Annotated in this window: 17 protein-coding genes; 5 read left to right on the top strand and 12 right to left on the bottom strand. The window is 72.7% G+C overall.

Annotated features, from left to right (window positions below; translation table 11 throughout):
- Window positions 1–154: 154 nt before the first annotated feature.
- The gene (locus tag AB0C20_RS02680; RefSeq protein WP_091395197.1) at window positions 155–349 is read right to left on the bottom strand and encodes a hypothetical protein; all 195 of its coding nucleotides are present in this window, start codon (window positions 347–349) and stop codon (window positions 155–157) included.
- A 193-nt stretch (window positions 350–542) separates the two neighbouring features.
- Between AB0C20_RS02680 and AB0C20_RS02675 the strand changes: the two genes are divergently transcribed.
- Complete coding sequence (locus AB0C20_RS02675) at window positions 543–1,193, top strand: dienelactone hydrolase family protein (RefSeq protein WP_357189110.1); 651 nt, start codon at window positions 543–545, stop codon at window positions 1,191–1,193.
- Between the two features lie 3 nt (window positions 1,194–1,196).
- Here AB0C20_RS02675 and AB0C20_RS02670 read toward each other — a convergent pair whose 3' ends face one another.
- Window positions 1,197–2,297: an AI-2E family transporter gene (locus AB0C20_RS02670; protein WP_357189114.1), complete on the bottom strand. Its 1,101-nt coding sequence runs from the start codon at window positions 2,295–2,297 to the stop codon at window positions 1,197–1,199.
- A gap of 201 nt (window positions 2,298–2,498) precedes the next feature.
- Here AB0C20_RS02670 and AB0C20_RS02665 point away from each other — a divergent pair, with 201 nt between their 5' ends.
- Entirely contained in the window at window positions 2,499–2,681 is a 183-nt protein-coding gene (locus tag AB0C20_RS02665; protein ID WP_091395189.1) for an antitoxin, read from the top strand.
- A gap of 70 nt (window positions 2,682–2,751) precedes the next feature.
- Here AB0C20_RS02665 and AB0C20_RS02660 read toward each other — a convergent pair whose 3' ends face one another.
- Window positions 2,752–3,357, bottom strand: a complete 606-nt coding sequence (locus AB0C20_RS02660) for a hemerythrin domain-containing protein (RefSeq protein WP_357567088.1) — start codon at window positions 3,355–3,357, stop codon at window positions 2,752–2,754.
- A gap of 84 nt (window positions 3,358–3,441) precedes the next feature.
- Between AB0C20_RS02660 and AB0C20_RS02655 the strand changes: the two genes are divergently transcribed.
- The gene (locus AB0C20_RS02655; RefSeq protein ID WP_357189120.1) at window positions 3,442–4,845 is read left to right on the top strand and encodes an FUSC family protein; all 1,404 of its coding nucleotides are present in this window, start codon (window positions 3,442–3,444) and stop codon (window positions 4,843–4,845) included.
- Window positions 4,846–4,855: 10 nt separating this feature from the next.
- On the opposite strand, the gene AB0C20_RS02650 is transcribed toward AB0C20_RS02655, so the two are convergent.
- The 8 genes from AB0C20_RS02650 to eccB form a co-directional block, all read right to left on the bottom strand.
- Window positions 4,856–5,500: a C39 family peptidase gene (locus AB0C20_RS02650; RefSeq protein ID WP_091395184.1), complete on the bottom strand. Its 645-nt coding sequence runs from the start codon at window positions 5,498–5,500 to the stop codon at window positions 4,856–4,858.
- Between the two features lie 223 nt (window positions 5,501–5,723).
- Window positions 5,724–6,131 (bottom strand): TIGR03618 family F420-dependent PPOX class oxidoreductase, encoded by a 408-nt coding sequence (locus AB0C20_RS02645; RefSeq protein WP_112639689.1) that lies wholly within the window; start codon window positions 6,129–6,131, stop codon window positions 5,724–5,726.
- A 31-nt stretch (window positions 6,132–6,162) separates the two neighbouring features.
- Window positions 6,163–6,504: a YkvA family protein gene (locus AB0C20_RS02640; RefSeq protein WP_357189124.1), complete on the bottom strand. Its 342-nt coding sequence runs from the start codon at window positions 6,502–6,504 to the stop codon at window positions 6,163–6,165.
- A 33-nt stretch (window positions 6,505–6,537) separates the two neighbouring features.
- Window positions 6,538–7,356: a hypothetical protein gene (locus tag AB0C20_RS02635; protein ID WP_357189127.1), complete on the bottom strand. Its 819-nt coding sequence runs from the start codon at window positions 7,354–7,356 to the stop codon at window positions 6,538–6,540.
- Window positions 7,357–7,512: 156 nt separating this feature from the next.
- Window positions 7,513–7,833 carry a hypothetical protein gene (locus tag AB0C20_RS02630; protein ID WP_357189130.1) on the bottom strand — a complete coding sequence of 107 codons (321 nt, stop codon included), beginning with the start codon at window positions 7,831–7,833 and terminating at the stop codon, window positions 7,513–7,515.
- A gap of 244 nt (window positions 7,834–8,077) precedes the next feature.
- On the bottom strand, window positions 8,078–9,373 hold the full coding sequence (locus AB0C20_RS02625) for a hypothetical protein (RefSeq protein WP_357189133.1): 1,296 nt from the start codon (window positions 9,371–9,373) through the stop codon (window positions 8,078–8,080).
- Complete coding sequence (locus tag AB0C20_RS02620; RefSeq protein ID WP_357189136.1) at window positions 9,366–9,776, bottom strand: hypothetical protein; 411 nt, start codon at window positions 9,774–9,776, stop codon at window positions 9,366–9,368. The genes AB0C20_RS02625 and AB0C20_RS02620 overlap by 8 nt, the downstream gene beginning before the upstream one ends.
- A gap of 46 nt (window positions 9,777–9,822) precedes the next feature.
- Complete coding sequence (eccB, locus tag AB0C20_RS02615; protein WP_357567087.1) at window positions 9,823–11,415, bottom strand: type VII secretion protein EccB; 1,593 nt, start codon at window positions 11,413–11,415, stop codon at window positions 9,823–9,825.
- Between the two features lie 163 nt (window positions 11,416–11,578).
- Here eccB and AB0C20_RS02610 point away from each other — a divergent pair, with 163 nt between their 5' ends.
- Entirely contained in the window at window positions 11,579–12,766 is a 1,188-nt protein-coding gene (locus tag AB0C20_RS02610) for a type VII secretion protein EccE (protein ID WP_357189140.1), read from the top strand.
- A gap of 22 nt (window positions 12,767–12,788) precedes the next feature.
- Here the strand turns inward: AB0C20_RS02610 and eccD are convergent, their stop codons facing one another.
- Window positions 12,789–14,186, bottom strand: a complete 1,398-nt coding sequence (eccD, locus tag AB0C20_RS02605) for a type VII secretion integral membrane protein EccD (RefSeq protein WP_357189142.1) — start codon at window positions 14,184–14,186, stop codon at window positions 12,789–12,791.
- A gap of 166 nt (window positions 14,187–14,352) precedes the next feature.
- Here eccD and eccCa point away from each other — a divergent pair, with 166 nt between their 5' ends.
- Entirely contained in the window at window positions 14,353–18,318 is a 3,966-nt protein-coding gene (gene eccCa / locus AB0C20_RS02600; protein WP_357189144.1) for a type VII secretion protein EccCa, read from the top strand.
- Window positions 18,319–18,506 lie beyond the last annotated feature (188 nt).

The following is an 18,506-nucleotide window of genomic DNA, read 5'->3' as shown; positions in this document are numbered from 1 at the left end:
CCGCCGCGCGCGCGCGCCCCGCCGCCCCCGCCCCCCGGGGCGGGTGCCCGGCGGCGGGGGTGCCCCGCCGGCGACCTGGGGGGGGGGGGGGGGGGGCCCCCCCCCCCCCCCCGCCCGCGCTGTGGGTCATGACCGGCTCGCCGGCCCAGGTGGCTCAGACCGGCTCGCCGGTCGACGGACGTCCGATCGCGTCCCGGGGCGCCGCCGCCTTCGGGTCGTCGGGCAGCCGGGCCGAAGCGGCCTGGTCTCCGAAATCCTGGTCCCCGACGTCCTGATTGCGCTCGGCGTCCTGTTCACGCTGGGTTCGCTCGGTCAGCTGCTGCTGCCGGGAAATCTGCTGCTTGGCCATGGCGATCCTCGCGATCCGTCGGGGCGCGGCTGCGCCGACACGGTCTGCGGTCGCCCGTCGCGTACCCGACGCCCCAGCGGGCAAACGCGGCCCGGCGGCGTCCCCACGGCCCGCGGTGACGCGGTCGCGGCGTGCGTGCCCGGCGGCGGGCGGGGTACCCGGCGGACCACCGGCGAGCACGCGGAGGTGGGGCATGGACGAGCAGCGCAGCGTGACCATTCCGATCGGGGACGCCCACGTCCCCGCCGACCTGACGCTGCCCGCCCAGCCGGTCGGCGTGGTGCTGTTCGCGCACGGCAGCGGCAGTTCCCGGCACAGCCCGCGCAACGTGGCGGTGGCCCGGACGCTGAATGGCCGTGGGCTCGGCACGGTGCTGGCGGACCTGCTCACTCCCGCCGAGGACGAGGTGGACGCCCGAACGGCCGAACTGCGCTTCGACATCGGGCTGCTGGCCAGCCGGCTGGCCGGGATCGTCGACTGGCTGGCGGTGGAGCGTCCTGCCGGCGATGTGCCGATCGGTCTGTTCGGGGCCAGCACTGGTGCTGCCGCTGCCCTTGTCGCGGCGTCGTCCCGCGCCGATCGGGTGGCCGCCGTGGTCAGCCGCGGTGGTCGGCCGGACCTGGCCGGGAACGCGCTGGCCCAGGTGCGTACCCCCACGTTGCTCCTGGTCGGCGGGCTGGACGAAGAGGTGATCACGCTCAACGAGCGGGCGCTGGCCGAGTTGGGGCAGGTCGGCGAGCTACGGGTGATCCCCGGCGCCACCCATCTCTTCGAGGAGCCCGGCACCCTTGAGCAGGTCGCCGATCAGGCTGGCACCTGGTTCACCACGCACCTCGGTCGGTAATGCTCAGTCTGCGGGCAGGAGAGCCGAGGCCGAGCGGCGCTGTTGCACGGTGTCGATGACGCGCCAGAGGACGGCGGTGATCGGGACGCTGACGAAGGCGCCAGCGATGCCCGCGATCAGCGTGCCCGCGGTGACCGCCACCAGGATCACCGCCGGATGCAGTCGGACCTGCCGCTTCATGACCAGCGGCTCCAGCAGGTTGCCCTCGATCTGCTGTACGGCGATCACCGCCGCGAGGGTGAGCAGCGCTGTGGTGGGACCGTTCGCGGCCAGCGCCACCAGCACCGCCACCGCACCGGCCACAGTGGCCCCGATGATCGGCACGAACCCGCCGAGGAACGTGATCAACGCCAGCGGCAGGGCGAGTGGCACCCGCAGCACCACGAGAGCCAGCCCGATGCCCAGCGCGTCGATCGCCGCGATGAACATGGTGCCCCGGCTGTACGCGCCCAACGTCTGCCAGCCGTTGCGGCCGGCCTCGGCCAGCACGGGTTGGTTCGGGCCGGACACCCGGGACAGCACCCAGTGCCACATCGACCGGCCGTCCTTGAGCAGGAAGAAGAGCAGCACCAGAGCCAGCAGTGCGGAGCCGAACACCTCGGTGGCGGTCCGGGCACCGGCCACCGGGTCCGGAGAGCTGCCACTGAGCCCTTCCCGGGCCTGGTCGACCAGCCGGTCCAGCTGTGCCTCGCTGACCGGCAGGGTGGACGTCACGAAGTCGCGGCTGCGTTCGACCCCCTGCGTCAACTCCTGGCTGAGCTGATCGAACTGGCTGGCGGTCAGGTTCCACACCAGGGCGCCGACGCCGACCAGGATGCCGAGCAGCAGCAGTACGGTGCAGAGCGCGGCCAGCGCCGCCGGCAGGCGCAACCGGCGCAGTAGCAGCAGGACCGGGTCGAGCAGCGCGGTGAGGAAGATGGTGGCGGCCAGCGCGATGGCCAGCGGCGCCAACAGGACGGCGATCTGGCCGAGCAGGTAGAGCCCCGCGGCGATCACCACAAGGCAGGCGCTCCACAACACCGCCGTCCGGACCAGCCACGGCAGCGCCGCCCAGGTCTGGCGCGGCCCGGGGCCGCCTGTCGGTGCGGGTTCCTCTGCGGCCATGTCGGTCCTCCTCGATGTCGACGAGGTCGGTACCCGGTCGGCGGTTCCCCGACACCAGTATCGCTGGCCGTCGCCCGGGCGGATCGTACGTCGGTCGGAGTGACGTGGGCGGGTGTTCGCGAATCACGTCCGAAGCGGCGGCGTTTGCGTGGTCCGGCCGAGGGAACGCGAAGGGGACGGACCGGACTGAGGAGGAACGCCGTGGGTGACTTCATGGACAAGGCCAAGGACTTCGCGGACAAGCACGACAAGCAGGTCGACCAGGGTGCGGAGAAGGCCGGCGACATGGCCGACAAGCGCACCGGCGGCAAGTACGGCGATCAGATCGACAAGGGCGTGGACCAGGCCCAGGCGCGCACCGGTGAGGGCGACCAGGTCCGCTGACCCGGCGCGTTCCTCCCGGGCCGCCGAGCCGTCGGCGACCCGGGAGTGCCGGGCCCGGATGATGCGCGGGTCAGCGCTGTTGCTTGTCGCGTAGCTCGTCCATCGAGGTCGGCCGGCCGCTCAACGCGTCGCGCAACCGGTCGACCAGACCGATGCCGGGGGCGAGTAGTTTGTTCGCCGGTGGGTGCTCCGGGCTCCCCGGATGTGGCCGGGTCGGCCCGATCTCCTTGATCGTCGTCACCCGGGCAGCGATCTCGACCAGTTCCTCCCGGGCCGTCGCCGCGCGCAGCCGGGGAAAGAGCTCCTTCTCCTCTTCCGCCACGTGGTGTCGGACGGTGCTGGTCAGGTGGGCGAGCAGCTCGTCGAAGCGGGGGTCGGACGGGTCGGCTGACTCCAACTCCTTCATGGTCCGCTCGGCGTCGGCGTGCTCTGCGATCTCCCGGTCGGCGATCTCGTTGCCGTCGGGCAGCACCTTTCGGGCGATCGGATACACGTACGCCTCCTCGGCCACCGAGTGGCGGACGAGTTCGGCGATCACCACGTCGGCGAGGCGTCGGCGGTGCTCGGGGGTGCCCTGCCGGGTCGCCAACTCGACGAGGACTGCCTCGATCTCACGATGATCGGACACCAGGATGTCGACGACGTCGTGGTCGTCGGTGGTCGGTGGATTGGTCATGTCACGGCCCCTTACCGGTTGCGGATCGGTGGGAGGTGTGTGGCTCTGGTACCCCCACGGGGCTGCACAAACCTACGGTTGACGATGCGTCCGACGAGGTCGGTGGTGCTGGCGGTGGCGGTGGTGCCCGGCCGTCACGATTGCCCTGCCGCCGCCGGGGTAACCGCCGCCATGGCCGACGACCGCCCAACCGCCGACCGCGATCAGTCGCGGTTCGATGAGACCGCCGAGCGGACGGTCCGGCGGGTACGGCACCGTGGTGGGCAGGCCGGCCGGATCCGGGCCCGGCAGTGGGAGGTCACCCTGGTGATCTCCATCCAGGCCGGGCTGGCCGCGGCCATCGCCGCCCTGCTCGCCAAGAATCTGCTCGGCCCCGGATCACACGTGTTCGCTCCCGCCGCCGCCGTCGGTACGATCGCCACCGCCATCGGGCAGCGGGCCCGCCGGACCTTCGAGCTGTTGGGCGGCGTTGCCCTCGGCATCGTCATCGGGGACACGCTGCGATTCCTGCTCGGCTCGGGTCCGTGGCAGACCGGCGTGGTGGTGGCGCTGGCCATCGCCGCCGCACTGCTGGTGGCGGGAAAGGGTGGTCCGCTGGTCGGTCAGGCCGGCGGTACCGCAGTGCTGATCGCCACGCTGGCACCGATGGAGCGTGGCCTGGAGGTGCCCCGGATCTTCGACGCTCTCGTCGGTGGGGCAGTCGGCTTGGTCGTGGTCGCGCTCCTGTTGCCGATCAACCCGATGCGGGTGCTGGACCGCGCCGCGGCACCGATCTTCACGATCCTCTGCGAGCAACTCGCCGAGCTGGCGCGGGCGCTGCGCGAGCGCGACGGCGCCGGGACCTTGGGCGTCCTGGAGCGGCTCCGCGGCACCGACGACGACCTTGGCCGGTTGCACGACGCGCTCAGCGGCGCCGAGGAGGTGGTGACGATCGCCCCGGTGCGCTGGCATCGTCGGCAGCAGTACCACAGCTACGCCCGCAGCGCGGGTCACCTGGAGCGGCTGCTGCTGGACACCCGCGCCATGGCCCGCTGGTCGACCACCGCACTGCAGTACGACGAGCCGATTCCGCCGGAGCTGCCGGATTCGATGGGCCGGTTGGGTCAGGCGGTGGCAGAGATGCGGGTGGAGTGCAAGGTCGGTGACGACCCCCGACGTACCCGCCGGTTGGTCGAGGAGTGCGCAGAACTGGCCGGGCGGGCCTCCGCGAGCGGGGTCAAATCCTTCGGGGAATCCCTTGTCACCGGACTGCGTACCGCGGCCAGCGACCTGCTCCGTGCCGCCGGTAACGAACCCGAGGACGCCAACCGGATCGTGCGCCGCGCGGCCGGAGCCGGCGAGGCGGAGATCCACCCGCCGGTCCGCCGACAACTGCACCGGGCCCGACCGACGCGAGCCGCCCGAGCCCGTCGACGCGCGCACCTCGCCGCCCGGGCCCGTAACGACGGACGGGTCGGCCTCCCCGCACGGGAGAGGCCGGCCCGGTGAACCGTCATGCTCAGGAGGAGTAGCCGCGCTCGGCGATCCAGTTGGCGACCTTCGGCAGGCTCATCCAGTACTCGCCCAACGCCGGGTCGGCCGGGTCGGCGACCCGGATCGTGTCACCACCGTCGCGGTAGCCGACGAGGGTCAGGTAGTGGCCACCCTCGTACGAGTGCGGGTTGCCGTCGGTGTCCACCGTCGTGCCCTTGATGTTGGCCACCACCGGGCGGCCGGCGTCCACCGCCGCCAGCACGTCACGGCGCAGCTGCTCGACCTGGTCGGGGCGGGCCACCGAATCACGGATCTCCGTGGTCCGGTACTTGCCGCCGGTCAGCTCGTTCAGCACCCGAGTGGTGTCCAGGGCCGAGGGGGTACCCGCCTCGGTGGTGCCGAGCAGCCGGGCCACCTCGTCCTGGGACAGCGCCTTGCCCTGAGCGGACAACGCGATCCGGGTCGCGGCCGGGCCGCAGTAGTAGAAGTTCGGCTGGGCCTGGTAGTCGACGCCGAGGATCCGCTCGGCGTGCCTGTCGTTCTGGCTCGACGAGGCCGGGGCGGCCTGAGCCGGGGCGGCCTGCGCGGCCACCGCAGGGCCGAGGGCGCAGCCGCCGGCGACCAGCAGGCCGACGACGGACAGACCGCTCTTCTGGACGATCGGGTTCATTGTCGAGTCTCCGTTCGGGGGTTGGCGCCTCCGGCCAGCGGAGGGCGGCAGCACCGGGAATGGCGCTCGGCGCAACACGTGGGCCGACCATCGGTGGTCTCGGCCCTGGGCGTACCGAGGGCGTAACCACTCTGCTCCACGGAGAATTCCGCCGGCAGCGGGCACCGGGGTAGTGCGGCATCCCTGCCCGACCCGAACCGGTCAGCGGGGACACACGGTCAGCTCAGAGGCTGCCCAACAGCCTTGTCACGGTGATCTCGATGACCACCCGCTCCGGATTCGGACGTGGTGTCCGATACCGCTCGGCGTACCGCCGCTCCGCCTCCGCCACGGCGGCCGGATCCGACCGCAGCACCGCGCGACCCTCGATTGTCAACCAGCGGCGGCCATCCACGTGACACACCGCCACCGCTGCGCCCGCCGCGCCGGCAGCCGCCACCTGACGGGCCTTTCGGGAGGCGCCGGAGGTGATGACCCGGGCCAGGCCGGCCGCCGGGTCGAGAGTCACCCCGACCGGTACGACGTGCGGGGTGCCGTCCGCCCGGAGGGTGGTCAGCGTCGCCAGGTGTCGTTCGGCGCAGAAGGCGACAACCCGCTCATCGTGCACGTCCAACCGATGATCGCCCGTCATGCCCGTCCCCTGTCCGCCGAACCGACCCCGATCATGGCACGCGGCGGCGCACCTGGCCCTGATCAGTCGGGGCGTCCGGCTGACCGGGTAGTTGGCGACCCGCCGCCCGACGTTTGTGCACCAGCCGGGTCAGGTAGATCAGGGCGGCGGCCAGGACACCCATGTCATCCAGGTAGATCGGGTCCGGCAGCACGTCGACCGGGAAGATCGTGTAGATCAGCGCCCCGTAGAAGGCGACCTTGCCGCCCGCGCCGAGCCCGGTCAGCATCCGCCGGGTACGCACCACCCGCACCGCCAGCACCACGGCACCGACCAGTGTGGCGAGCGCCAGGATGCTGGCGATCACCACGAGGACCCACGCCTGTCGGGACATGCCGTCACGCTAGCCCACCCGAGCCCGCGCGGCTCAGAACGCGGGCACCGTCGCACGACCGCGTGCTGTCACCTTGTTCTCCCGGGTCTGCTCGACGTTCTCCCGAGGCTGCGCGCCCACCGGTCGGGCAACCTCGCTCAGCGGCAGCACCGACGCCGACTCGGCGACCCGTCGGCCGGTCGCGGCGTGCGCCTCCTCGCGCAGACTGCGCGCCGCGGCCACCGCCAACTCCGCCGCCCGCCACGCGGTCTGTTCCCGCTCGCGGGCTGCGGCGTGCCGGGCCGCCAGATTGTCCCGGATCGCCCGCTGGAGCACCAGCTCCTGCTCGACCGGGTGCAGTCGCGGGTCCCAGCCGTCGCGGTGCGCGAAGACGTCGCTGAGCTGCTCCACCGACAGCTCCCGCCGCCAGTACGCATCCAGTGCCGCCCGGTGCAGGTAGCGCTCGCGGTCGGCGTACTCGGCGGGGGTCCGTGCGGTGTGCGGCAGCGGCATCGCCGCCGCCGCGTCGAGCCGCCGTACGCCGGCCTCGGCCGCCTCGTAGGTCAGCCAGGCCGCCTCGACCGCCTCCTGCGCGGCCACCCACTCCGCCCGGCGGCGCCGCACGGTGGTGGTCGCCCGCTCCGCCGCCACCGCGACCTCCTGCGCGTAGCGGCTCTGCTCCCGCTCCTCCTGGGCCTGCTCAAGTTGGCTCGGCATGGCGGCGCGGCGGATCCGGGAGCCCGGGTCGAAGCGGAGCCGGCCGGGCCGCAGCAGGAGAGCGGAGACAGCGACGGCCACCACCCCGAGCAGGCTCAGCCAGATGACGGCGGCCCGGGAGAGGTCTGGCAGGACGGCGGAGAGGATGGTTTGCATGATCAGCACCTCGCGGTCGAAGGCGGGTATCGACGGGCGGCAGAAAGCCCGGTAGCACCGGTCGGCTCGGTGGCGGGATGGTCCCGTCGACGGCAACCTCAGGCGCCGTGCGGGAGGATCAGTCGGGATCGGGCCCCGGGGATGGCCGGGCCTGGCTCAGCGGGCGGGCGGGCCGCGTCGTGCAGGAGAGCCACGGCCGGGATCGATGGCCGGGACGTGCACCGGGCCCGCCGCGACCGGACCGGTCGCCGTGGCGGTATCGAGCGTGCCAGCCGGCGGGGCCTCAGCGGGCTGGGCGGCCCGCTGACTGGCCGGGCCGGCGTCGGGGCGGACACTCGCCACCTGGCTGCTCACGGCACTGGGCCGCAGCTGCGTGGGGGCGGGCGGTGGGGTCGCGGCGAGAGCGGCACCGAGGCCGACCGCGAGCACCAGCGCGGTGACCGCCAGGCGGGTCAGTTCCCGCAGTGACCGCAGCACAGCCCACCTGGCTGGGCGGACAGACGCTGCGGACGACACCCGACCAACCTATCGCCCGTCCTGGCCTACCGCAGCACGGCGATGGACGGCGCAGGCGTGACCACCACCACCATGCGCACTGTGGACGCCGTCGGTCGGGACCGGGAACGGCAGTGCCCCCGACCGGATCGGGTCCGATCGGGGGCACCGTGCATCGTCGGGGCGGCACCGCCGGTGGTGCGTGCGTGCCGGCGGCAGGCCGTAATCAGTCGCCGGTGCCGAGCACCGGAGGCGCGGCCTTGTCGTCGCCCTGCCACACCATCTCGTCCTCGGTCAACCAGGTCAGCCGCTCGTCGGAGTCGTCGTCCTGCGCTCGACCCTGCCCGCCGAGAACACCGGGTCGGCCGCTGCCGGACCCCGGTCGGGCGTTGCCGCCGGCCATGGCCGGGCGTCCGCCGCTCCCACCGCGCTGGCCGTCGATGCTGCGCCCGACCCCGTTGGCGGCGCGGGTCTCCGTCGCGGCCGCACCACCGCCGGTCGGTCGAGTCGAGGTGGGGGGCGCGTTGCCCGAGCCCGCGAGCGCGCCGCTGCGCAACACCCCGCCGGCCGGTGAACCGCCCTGTGCTCCGTAGAGCAGGCCGGGACCGGTGCTCGCCGCAGTGGGCGCGCCGGCCGGCCCGGACAGCCCGACCAGCCCGGCGGCACCACCACCGAGCAGCGCGCCGCCGACGAGTGGGTCGGCTCCGGCGAGGGAGGTGCCGCGGTCAGCAAGGTCGCCGCCAGCGCCGATCGGCGTGGCGCCGACAGCCGGGCTGCCACCGGTGCCCGAGCCGACCTCGCCCGTGGTCGAACCGTCGCCCGGCAGTTGGGTAACGCGGTCGGGCGACGAGATGGTCGCGTCGCCGGTGCGCGCGGTGTCCGCGCCGGTGTTGGGACCGCCGGAGACCCTGGCGATGGCCGAGACACTCTGTGGCGTCGTCGGATCCTTGCGGGCGGTGGTCGGAGTGTCCGGGTCCGGCGGGGGCGGCTCGACCACCCGGTCGTAGGCGGAGAGTTCGTAACTGTTGGCCAGGCCGGCCACCAGGTTCACCATCCGCTGGTGGGCCTTCTCCTGCTCGGCCTTGTCCTGCTGGTGACCCGCGATGCCGCCGACGATCAGACCGGTCAGACCGAAGGCGGCGCCACCCTTGATCGCACCACCGATCGCCTTGTCGTTGTCGTCGGTCTCCTCAGGGCTCTCGGCCTGCTTGTGGGCGACGCGCAGATGGTCGGCCATCATGGTCAACCCCTGCTTGATGCCGGCCATCCCTTCACCCAACGCGTCGGTGTGGGCGACGATGAAGCTGAGTCGCCGGTGGAACTCCCGACCCGCCGAACCCGTCCACGTGTTGCTGAGCTTGTCGAGGTCGCCGCTCAGCTCCCGGCCGAGGCCGTCGAGGATGCCCTTGAGCTCGGCCCACTGGGTGGCCACGCCCTCGATCTGCTCCGGCTTGCCCGCCATCAGGCCGTCGTACAGCTGCTGGTGGCTGTTGCCCTGGTAGCGCTGGGTGTATTCAGACACGCCCGTCCTCCTTCGGCTGCAACACGCGGTCGACAGGGGTCAGCGCGGCGGTGACGTCGTCGGCGTTGGCCGCGTTACGGGCCTCGGCGGTGCGGTAGTTGCTCAGGATCGTGCTGGTCGCCTGCTGCGCCGCCAGCACCGCCTGCCGGATTCGTTCGGCCTGCTCGACATAGGACTGGTGGACCTCGCTGTAGCGACGCGCCTTGTCGGTGGCGTCGAAGAACGAGCCCAGCGCCGGAGGACGGCACTGCATCTCGGTGTTGAGCTTGCGCAGCACCGACTCGGCCTGGCTCAACCGCGACGCCAGGTGCTCGTGGAAGTCCTCAAGGGACAACAGGTCGACTTCCGTACGCCCGGCCATGGCAACATCCCCGTCGTTCTGGTTGACAACCGTCAGCGACATCCAGGTTAGTCCACCAGTGCGACTCCGGGCGACCCGTCGAAGCCGCTCAGCCGTCGGCGCCGGTCGATCCCGTTGACCCCCCGCCGGTTCCGCCGCTCGACGGGGTGCCACTGGCCGACCCCGACGGTGTCGACCCCGACGGTGGCGCCGCGGACGGCGTGCCCGAGGGCGGCACCGCGGATGGTGAGCCCGACCTCGGCGCGGCCGACGGTGGTGCGGACGGCGCCGGCCCGTCGGCAGTGAAGACGGCGAACGCGTCCTCGCGGTCCAGAGTCGGCCCGGTCGGGATCAGTGCGAGCAGCGAGCCGGGCACCGCCAGCGGGGTGATCCCGCCGTAGCCGAGCACGTCCAGCGTCGCCGCCGAGCCGAGCGGATACCGGATGCCCTGCGGGCTGATCAGGTAGATCGTCGACCCGGCGGCGCCGGACCCGCTGGTCCCGGCACCGGGTGAGGCCTGCGCGATGACACCCTTGCCGCCGGGCAGCAGCACCGCCTCGGCGGTGCGTACGGCGTCGCGCCTGGTCTGGCGCACGGGCACCATGCCCGGATCGCTGTCGGTCAACTCGGTCGGCACCCGGTCGAAGACCTCCAGTGTGGTGGTCGGCGGACCGCCCGCGATGCCCTTGCGGTACGTCGCGCACAGCGTGGTCTGACCGGGCTGGGCCGGGTAGAGGGCGGGCATCGTCGGGGGCACACCCTCCTCCTCGATCCGCCGCTCCTCGAACGCCTCGCTGGCCTGGTTCGGTGTGATGTCGGTGATCCGACCGCCGTTGCTGACGAGCAGCAGAGCGGTGATCTCACTGATCGAGACGAGAGCGTCCCGGGTCAGCACGTAGTGCCGCCCGGCGGCCTTGAACACCGAACCGACGTCGTGCGTCTGCCCGGCCACCGTGCGACTGCTGGGCTCGCCCTCACCGGGCAGCGACGGCCGGCGTAGCGGTGGCCCGGCCGGCACGGCGTTGAGCAGTTGCTGCCCGACCTGGAGTCGCTCGGTGCCGGCCATCCGCAGCGCCGTGATCGTGCGGGACGGATCGAGCAGTTGGAGTCGGGTGTTGTTGGTGACCAGGTACCGCTGGTCGTTCACCGAGACCAGCACCGCCCGGTCACCCAGCGGCGTGCCGCCGGGCAGCGCGCGATCGATCACCAGCCGGGTGCTGGACCGCTGCCTGTCGACCGGGTCGGGTACGTCGCAGACCGACCACGGCAGCCCGGTCAGCGACTTGCGGTCCGGCAGAGCGTCCGGTGCCCCGACGATGCCGACGGTGACGCCGCGGGGCCGGTCCCGCAGCGACGCCTGGGACATCGTCCGCACCTGGGCACTCGCGTCGTTCACGATGAGGCGCGCCGAGGTGTAGTTGAGCGTCGGATGCAGCTTGCCCTCGATGAACACGTACGTCGCGCCGGTCTCCCGTTCGATGACCAGGGTCTGGTCGTCCAGCGGCGCCGCGCCACCTGTCAACTGGCCGTAGGCACCCACCCCGCCGAGCACGATGGCGGCGGTGAGGACACTGCCGAAGACGGCCATGCCGAGACGTCGCATCGGCAGGTTGGTGGTCTCCGGATCGCCCGACAGCAAGGCGGAGACGATGCGGCGGGTGACGAAGCGGTACGCCTGCACCTGATCGCGGCGGGTCCGCATGACTTACCTCCGGCGGGGTGGATCCGCGACGATCAGGGTCGGGGTGCCGTCGCGGACTTCCCTACGATAAGGGGCCGACGGTGGTTCCTTGGGACCGCCGCTCGTGGCCGGCACCGGAGGAGACCCGGCGCAGAGTCGTACCGTCCAGGAGGGACAGTCAGCGATGACGCAGGTTCAGGCGCCACCCGTCCGAGCGGTCACGGACCCTGTCGACGTTCCGACCCGGCCGGCGCCCCCGGCCGAGCGGCCCGGCCGTGGGCGGGTGGGCCCCGTGCTGGTCGGGCAGCTCGTCGTACTGGAGTTGTGCGTGGTCGGCGTCTGGGCCGCCACGGCCGGGCCCAGCTGGGTGCTCGCCGCGGCGGGCGCCGCGGCGCTGCTGGTCGCCCTGGCGGCCTTCGCCCGTCGGGGTGGTCGCTGGTGGTTCGAGGACCTGCTGCTGCGCCGGCGGTTGCGGCGACGCGGCGAGCGGGCGTCGGCTGCGCTGGCCAGCGGTACGGCGACCGACCCGAGGTTGGCTGCGCTCGCTCCTGAGCTGAGCGTCATCGAGCTGACCGACCGAGGCACCCGGCTCGGCATCGGGCGTGACGACCAGGGCTGGTTCGCCGCGGTCGCCCTGCAGTCCGCGACCGGTGCGGCGGTCGGCTCCGTCGACGCCGCCGCTGTGGACCGCGCGCTGCGGGTGCTCGCGGATTTCAGCGCCCCGGTCTCCCGGGCCCAGGTCGTCGCGCACACGTTGGTCTGGTACCCGGCACCCGGTGCGCCGCCGGCTGCCCACCGGACCGTGTGGGTGGCGGTGCGGCTCACCGTCCGGGACGCCCGGGTCGAGGCGGTGAGCCGGGGCGGCGGGTTGACCGGCGTCCATCGGACGGTGGCGGCCGGGATCGGCCGGCTCGGCAAGGCGCTGACCTCGGCGGGGCTGGCCCATCGCCCGCTGGGCCGGGAGGAGCTACGCGCGGCCATCGTCTCGGCCGCCGGTCTGGACCTGGTGCCCGAGGCGCCGGCGGAGAGTTGGCGTGGGTTGCGGGGCGGCGGCTGGACGCACCGCTGCATGGCGCTGCGGGGCCGCTTCGACGCGCCGCTCGGTCCGCTGGTGGACGCGATCACCGCGACCTCGGCGCCGTCGCACACGGTGGCCGTGACCGTCTCGTCGGACGGTCGGGTGGCGGCACCGCTGCTGCGGGTCGCGGCGATGGACAACCACGTCGAGGCCCTGGTCAAGGTGGTTCGTGAGGTCGCCGACCGGGTGGGCGCGTCCACCCGGCCGATGGACGGTCAGCATGCTCCGGGCGTCTACGCGACCGCTCCGGTCGCATCGGCGATGGGCGTCGCCACCGGTCCGCGGTCGCGCTGACCGGGCCGGCGGCGGCGCACGGTCAGGGTCGGAGGTTGACGATCCAGCCGTAGAGGCCGCAGACCCAGAAGGCGAGCGGCACCAGCGAGATGATGAGCAGGATCTCGGCGATGTCGAGCAGGCGGCCCCAGACCGGCGAGATGCGCTTGCCGGCGACGGTCAGACCGTAGATCAGGCTGATCACCGCAGCGAGCACCAGACCGCCCAGGATCAGGCCGAGCCGGACCGGCAGCGACCCACCGGCGAAGGTGGTCGCGGCGGCCAGGCCCAGACCCACGGTGCCGGCCAGCAGCACCGGGGTGCGCTGGGCCCGGCCCAGGAGGGGGCGGGCCCGCAGCAGCGCCAGCAGGGCCAGCACCAGGCACAGCAGCACCGCGGGCAGGCGGCCGTCCAGGGCCAGTACGAGTTGTGCGCCCAGCACCAGCAGCGAGACCGTCCACAGCAGACCGGTGAGGAACTGGTCGGCGCGCTCACTCTGCTGGAGCACCTGCCGGCCGTCCACCGACTCGCTGTCGGTCTTCAGGTCCTCCGGGCCGGTCGGAATCGACGGCACCGGCAGTCGGGCCAGCCGGTAGGCCATCATCGGCAGCGCCGGCACCACGCCGAACGCGACAGCCGCGACCACCGCGGCGGAGGCCGCCGCGTCCAGGCCGAGGGCCAGGCAGAGCACAGCGCCCAGGCCGGTCGCTGCCGCGACACCGATCGCCGCGAAGAAGAGGGGGTACCGGTCGCCGACAGCCAGCACTGCCACCGCGCCGGCCACCACCGCGGCGGTCGCCGCGAGAAGGACATGCGGACTGGCCAGGTCGGTCAACGATCGATCGCCGGCGAGCAGTAGCAGGCCGCCGGTGGCCGCGTGCACCAGACCGACCAGGGCCAGCACCGCGCCGATGCCGCTGTCACCGGCGGCCCTGGACAGCACCGCCGCGCCCACCAGCAGCGCCACCGCGACCAGCAGCGCGGCCAGCGCGCCGGGCAGGTGCGGCGGACCTGCGAAGAGGGCTGCCAGCGCGCCGGCGCCGAACGCCGCCGCCGCGAAGACCACAGCGAAGGAGCGGGTCGCGCCTACCTGCCACGCGCCGGGGCGCTGGTTGGTAGCGGTGGCGACCGCGTCCACCACGTCGTCGAAGACGATCTCCGGCGCCGCGTCGGACCGGGGGTTGAAGTAGAGCACCTCACCGTCGCGGACGCTGAGCTGCGCCGCGGTACGACCACCGTCGAGGGGCGCGCCGCCCAATCGGGACAGTGCCCATCCGCCGTGCCGCGCACCCTCGTCGGCCATGTCCTCACCGGCATAGCGCAGCAGGGTGGGGAGCAGGTCGGCCAACGGCACGTCCGACGGCAGCGCCAGATCCATCCGGGTACGCGGAGCCACGATGGTGATCCGGCTGAGACCACCGGTCGCCGTCTTCGTCGCCACAGTGGCCTCCAGGTGTGCGTCTGTGATCGGCTGACTGGAATGCTGCGGTCCGGGTCCACCGCGCACACGGCAGATTACCTACGATGACGGCACGTACGATGCCCACCCGCGGGCGGTGTTCCGCGGGCGGCACGTCATCAGGGCCGCTTCTGGGGAGGAGACAGCCGTGAGCACTGTGGTGTTCCGCCGGCTCACGCGTCAGCCGGGGCCGGCCTTACCGCGCGGCGAGGTGCTGCTGGAATCGCCTCCCGAGCTGCCCGAGCCGACGCCCCGCGGGATGGGGCAGCTGCTCATGATCCTGCCGATGTTCTGTGGGGTCGGCGCCATGGCGTTCCTCTACGCCGGCAAGGGCGGCGGCATGATGACCTACGTCGCCGGTGGTCTGTTCGGTGTCTCGATGCTCGGCATGGCGATCGGCTCGCTGGCCAACAGCGGTGGCAAGGACAAGGCGGAGCTGAACGCCGATCGCCGCGACTACATGCGCTACCTGGCGCAGATGCGCAAGCGCACCCGGCGTGCCGCCGAGCAGCAGCGGGCCGCGATGGCCTGGCGGCACCCGGAGCCCGACGCGCTCTGGTCGATCGCCGCGTCCCGGCGACTCTGGGAGCGGCGGATCACCGAGGACGACTTCGGCGAGACCCGGATCGCCCTCGGCCCGCAGCGCCTTGCCGTGGAGATCGTCCCACCGGAGACGAAGCCGGTGGAGGACCTGGAGCCGATGAGCGCCATCGCGCTTCGCCGGTTCGTCCGGGCACACTCCACGGTGCCGGACCTGCCGACGGCGCTGTCGGTGCGCGCGTTCAGCCGGGTGGTGCTGCGCGGCGACCGTGAGCCGGTGCTCGACCTGACCCGGGCGGCGCTGGGGCAGCTGGCCACCTTCCACGCACCTGACGATTTGGTGATCGCGGTGGTCGCCGCACCCGACCGGCAGTCGTCCTGGGGCTGGGTGAAGTGGCTGCCACACGCCCACCACAGCGGTCGTACGGACGCGGCCGGCGCGCGCCGGCTGGTCTTCGCCAGCCTGGCCGAGGCCGAGGCCTCGCTCGTCGCCGAGCTGGCCGGGCGGCCTCGGTTCGCGCCGGAGGCCAAGCCTCTGACCACCGCCCCGCACCTGGTCGTGGTGATCGACGGCGGGGAGATCTCGCCGACCTGTCAGCTGGTTGGCCCGGGGCTGCTCGGCGCCACAGTGATCGACCTCTCCGGGACTGTGCCGCGCGACGCCGGCCGCTGGCTGCTCTGCCTCGACGTGAACGACGGAGGCTCACTCGACCTGGTCCGGGGCAGTTCGTCGTCGACGCTGGGCCGGCCCGACCGGCTCAGCGCCGAGGCCGCCGAGGGGCTGGCCCGACAGATCGCCCCCTTCCGGCTCTCCCAGCAGCAGACCGGCGGCGACGAGCCGCTGGCCCGCAGCACGGAGCTGCCGGATCTGCTCGGCGTCGGTGACGCCGCGGCGGTGGACGTGCAGAACACCTGGCGCCCGCGTGGGCACCGCGACCGGCTGCGCATCCCGCTCGGCGTCGGCCCGGACGGCAACGTGGTCGAGCTCGACTTCAAGGAGTCGGCGCACGAGGGCATGGGCCCGCACGGTCTGGTGATCGGTGCGACCGGCTCCGGCAAGAGCGAGCTGCTGCGTACGGTGGTGGCCGCGTTGGCGGTGACCCACTCGTCGGAGGAACTGAACTTCGTCCTGGTCGACTTCAAGGGCGGCGCGACCTTCGCCTCGCTGGAGGCGCTGCCGCACACCAGCGCGGTGATCACCAACCTGGCGGACGAGCTGCCACTTGTCGACCGGATGCGCGACGCGCTCGCCGGCGAGATGGTGCGCCGGCAGGAGCTGCTGCGGGCGGCCGGCAACTACGTCTCCCGCTTCGAGTACGAGAAGGCGCGCTCGGCCGGTGAGCCGCTGGCGCCGATGCCCAGCCTGCTGATCATCTGTGACGAGTTCAGCGAGCTGCTCGCCGCCAAACCGGACTTCATCGACCTGTTCGTGATGATCGGCCGGTTGGGTCGGTCCCTCGGCGTGCACCTGCTGCTGGCCAGCCAGCGCCTCGAGGAGGGCAAGCTGCGGGGCCTCGACACGCACCTGTCGTACCGGATCGGTCTGCGGACGTTCTCCGCCGTGGAGAGCCGGATCGTGCTCGGCGTACCGGACGCGTACGAGCTGCCGAACGCGCCGGGCCACGGCTACCTGAAGACGGACACCAGCACCATGCTGCGGTTCCGGGCCGCGTACGTGTCGGGGGCGTACCGGGCGCCGGGGCAGCAGGCCTCCGCCTCGCAGGCGCTGGTGCAGCGCCGGATCGTGCCGTACGGTCTCGATTTCGTTCCGGTGCAGGTCCCGCAGGTGCCGGTTGCCACCGCTCCGGAGCCGGAGCAGCCGGCCGACGGCAAGGCCGTGGCGATGCTCGACGTGCTGATCGACCAGCTCAAGGGCCGGGGCCGCCCGGCCCACCAGGTGTGGCTGCCGCCGCTGGCCGACCCGCCGGGCCTGGGTGAGCTGCTCGGCCCGCTGGCGGTCGACCCGACCTACGGGCTGTGCACCGCCTCCTGGCCCGGGCGCGGGCGACTGACAGTGCCGGTCGGCGTGGTTGACCGCCCCTACGAGCAGCGCCGGGACCCGATGATGGTGGAGCTGGCCGGGGCCGGCGGCAACGTGGTCATCGTCGGTCGGTCGATGAGTGGCAAGAGCACGATGCTGCGTACGCTGCTCGCCTCGCTGGCGCTCACGCACACGCCGCGGGAGGTGCAGTTCTTCTGTCTGGACTTCGGCGGGGGTGCGCTGCGCAGCATGGAGCGGTTGCCGCACCTGGCCGGGGTGGCGGGTCGGCGCGACGTCGAGGCGGTCCGCCGGACGGTGGCCGAGGTGGTCGCCGTCCTGGACGAGCGGGAGGCTCGTTTCGCCCAGCACGGCATCGACTCGGTGGCGAGTTACCGCCGTCGTCGTGCCGCCGGTGAGTTCGCGGACGACCCGTTCGGCGACGTGTTCCTGGTGGTGGACGGGTGGAACACACTGCGCCAGGAGTACGAGGAGCTGGAGCAGACAATCACCACGTTGGCCAACCGGGGCCTCGGCTTCGGTGTGCACGTGGTGCTGACCGCCGTACGGTGGGCGGAGATCCGGATCAACATGCGGGATCTGCTCGGCACCAAGTTGGAGCTGCGCCTCGGCGACGCGTCCGAGTCCGAGATCGACCGTCGGGCGGCGAACAATGTGCCGGAGAAGTCGCCCGGTCGCGGCCTGACCCGGGACAAGCTGCACTTCCTCACCGCCATCTCGCGGATCGACGGTCGTCGCGACATCGACGATCTGAGCGAGGCCTCGCTGTCCCTGGCCGGGCACGTGGCGGCGAACTGGCCGGGTCGTCCGGCGCCGAAGGTGCGGTTGCTGCCGCGCCGGCTGCCGGTGGCGGAGCTGGCCCGGATCATCGACCGGTCGGCACCCGGCCTCCCGGTCGGTGTCAACGAGTCGGCACTCGCGCCGGTCTACCTGGACCTGGCCAACGAGCCGCACCTGACGGTCTTCGGTGACGCGGAGTGCGGCAAGACCAATCTGCTGCGCCTGATCGCCAGGGGGATCACCGAGCGGTACACGCCGGCGCAGGCCCGGCTGGTGATCGCCGACTACCGGCGTGGCCTGCTGGGGGCGGTGGAGGGTGACCACCTGCTCGACTACGCCCCGTCGAACCAGGCGTTCGCCCAGGGGCTCGGGTCGATCCGCAGTGCGCTGTCCAACCGACTGCCCGGCCCGGACGTGACGACCGCCCAGCTCCGTGATCGGAGCTGGTGGAAGGGTCCGGACCTGTACATCCTGGTGGACGACTACGACCTGGTGGCCTCTGGCGGTAGCAACCCGCTGAGCGCCCTCCACGAGCTGTTGCCACAGGCCCGCGACATCGGTCTGCACCTGATCGTCACGCGCCGGGTCGGTGGTGTCTCCAGGGCGCTGTACGAGCCGGTGCTGCAACGGCTGCGCGAGTTGGACTCGCCGGGCCTGCTGATGTCCGGAAACCGGGAGGAGGGCGCGGTCTTCGGCACGTTGCGGCCGAGCCCGCAGCCGCCCGGCCGGGGCACCCTGGTTCGCCGTCGTGATGGCCAGCAGCTGATTCAGACCGCCTGGTCCGAGCCGACCTGAGCGCTGTCGGTCGTTCGGTAGGGGGTGGTGAGCCGTTCCGGTCCGATTCACCACCATCCATCGAACGTCACCGGTCAGGGCTGCGAGGGCTGGACACGTTCCGCTACGGTCTTCACAGGAGTGTCCGTCGGTGGGGTGTTGCTGCCTTGCCGCGGGGGAGGGGTGCGGCGAAGCCGCCACCACAACAG

The sequence above is a fragment of the Micromonospora sp. NPDC048843 genome, assembly GCF_040649965.1.
Classification (GTDB): Bacteria; Actinomycetota; Actinomycetes; order Mycobacteriales; family Micromonosporaceae; genus Micromonospora; species Micromonospora hortensis.
This window is presented reverse-complemented; position numbering and strand designations above follow the sequence as displayed.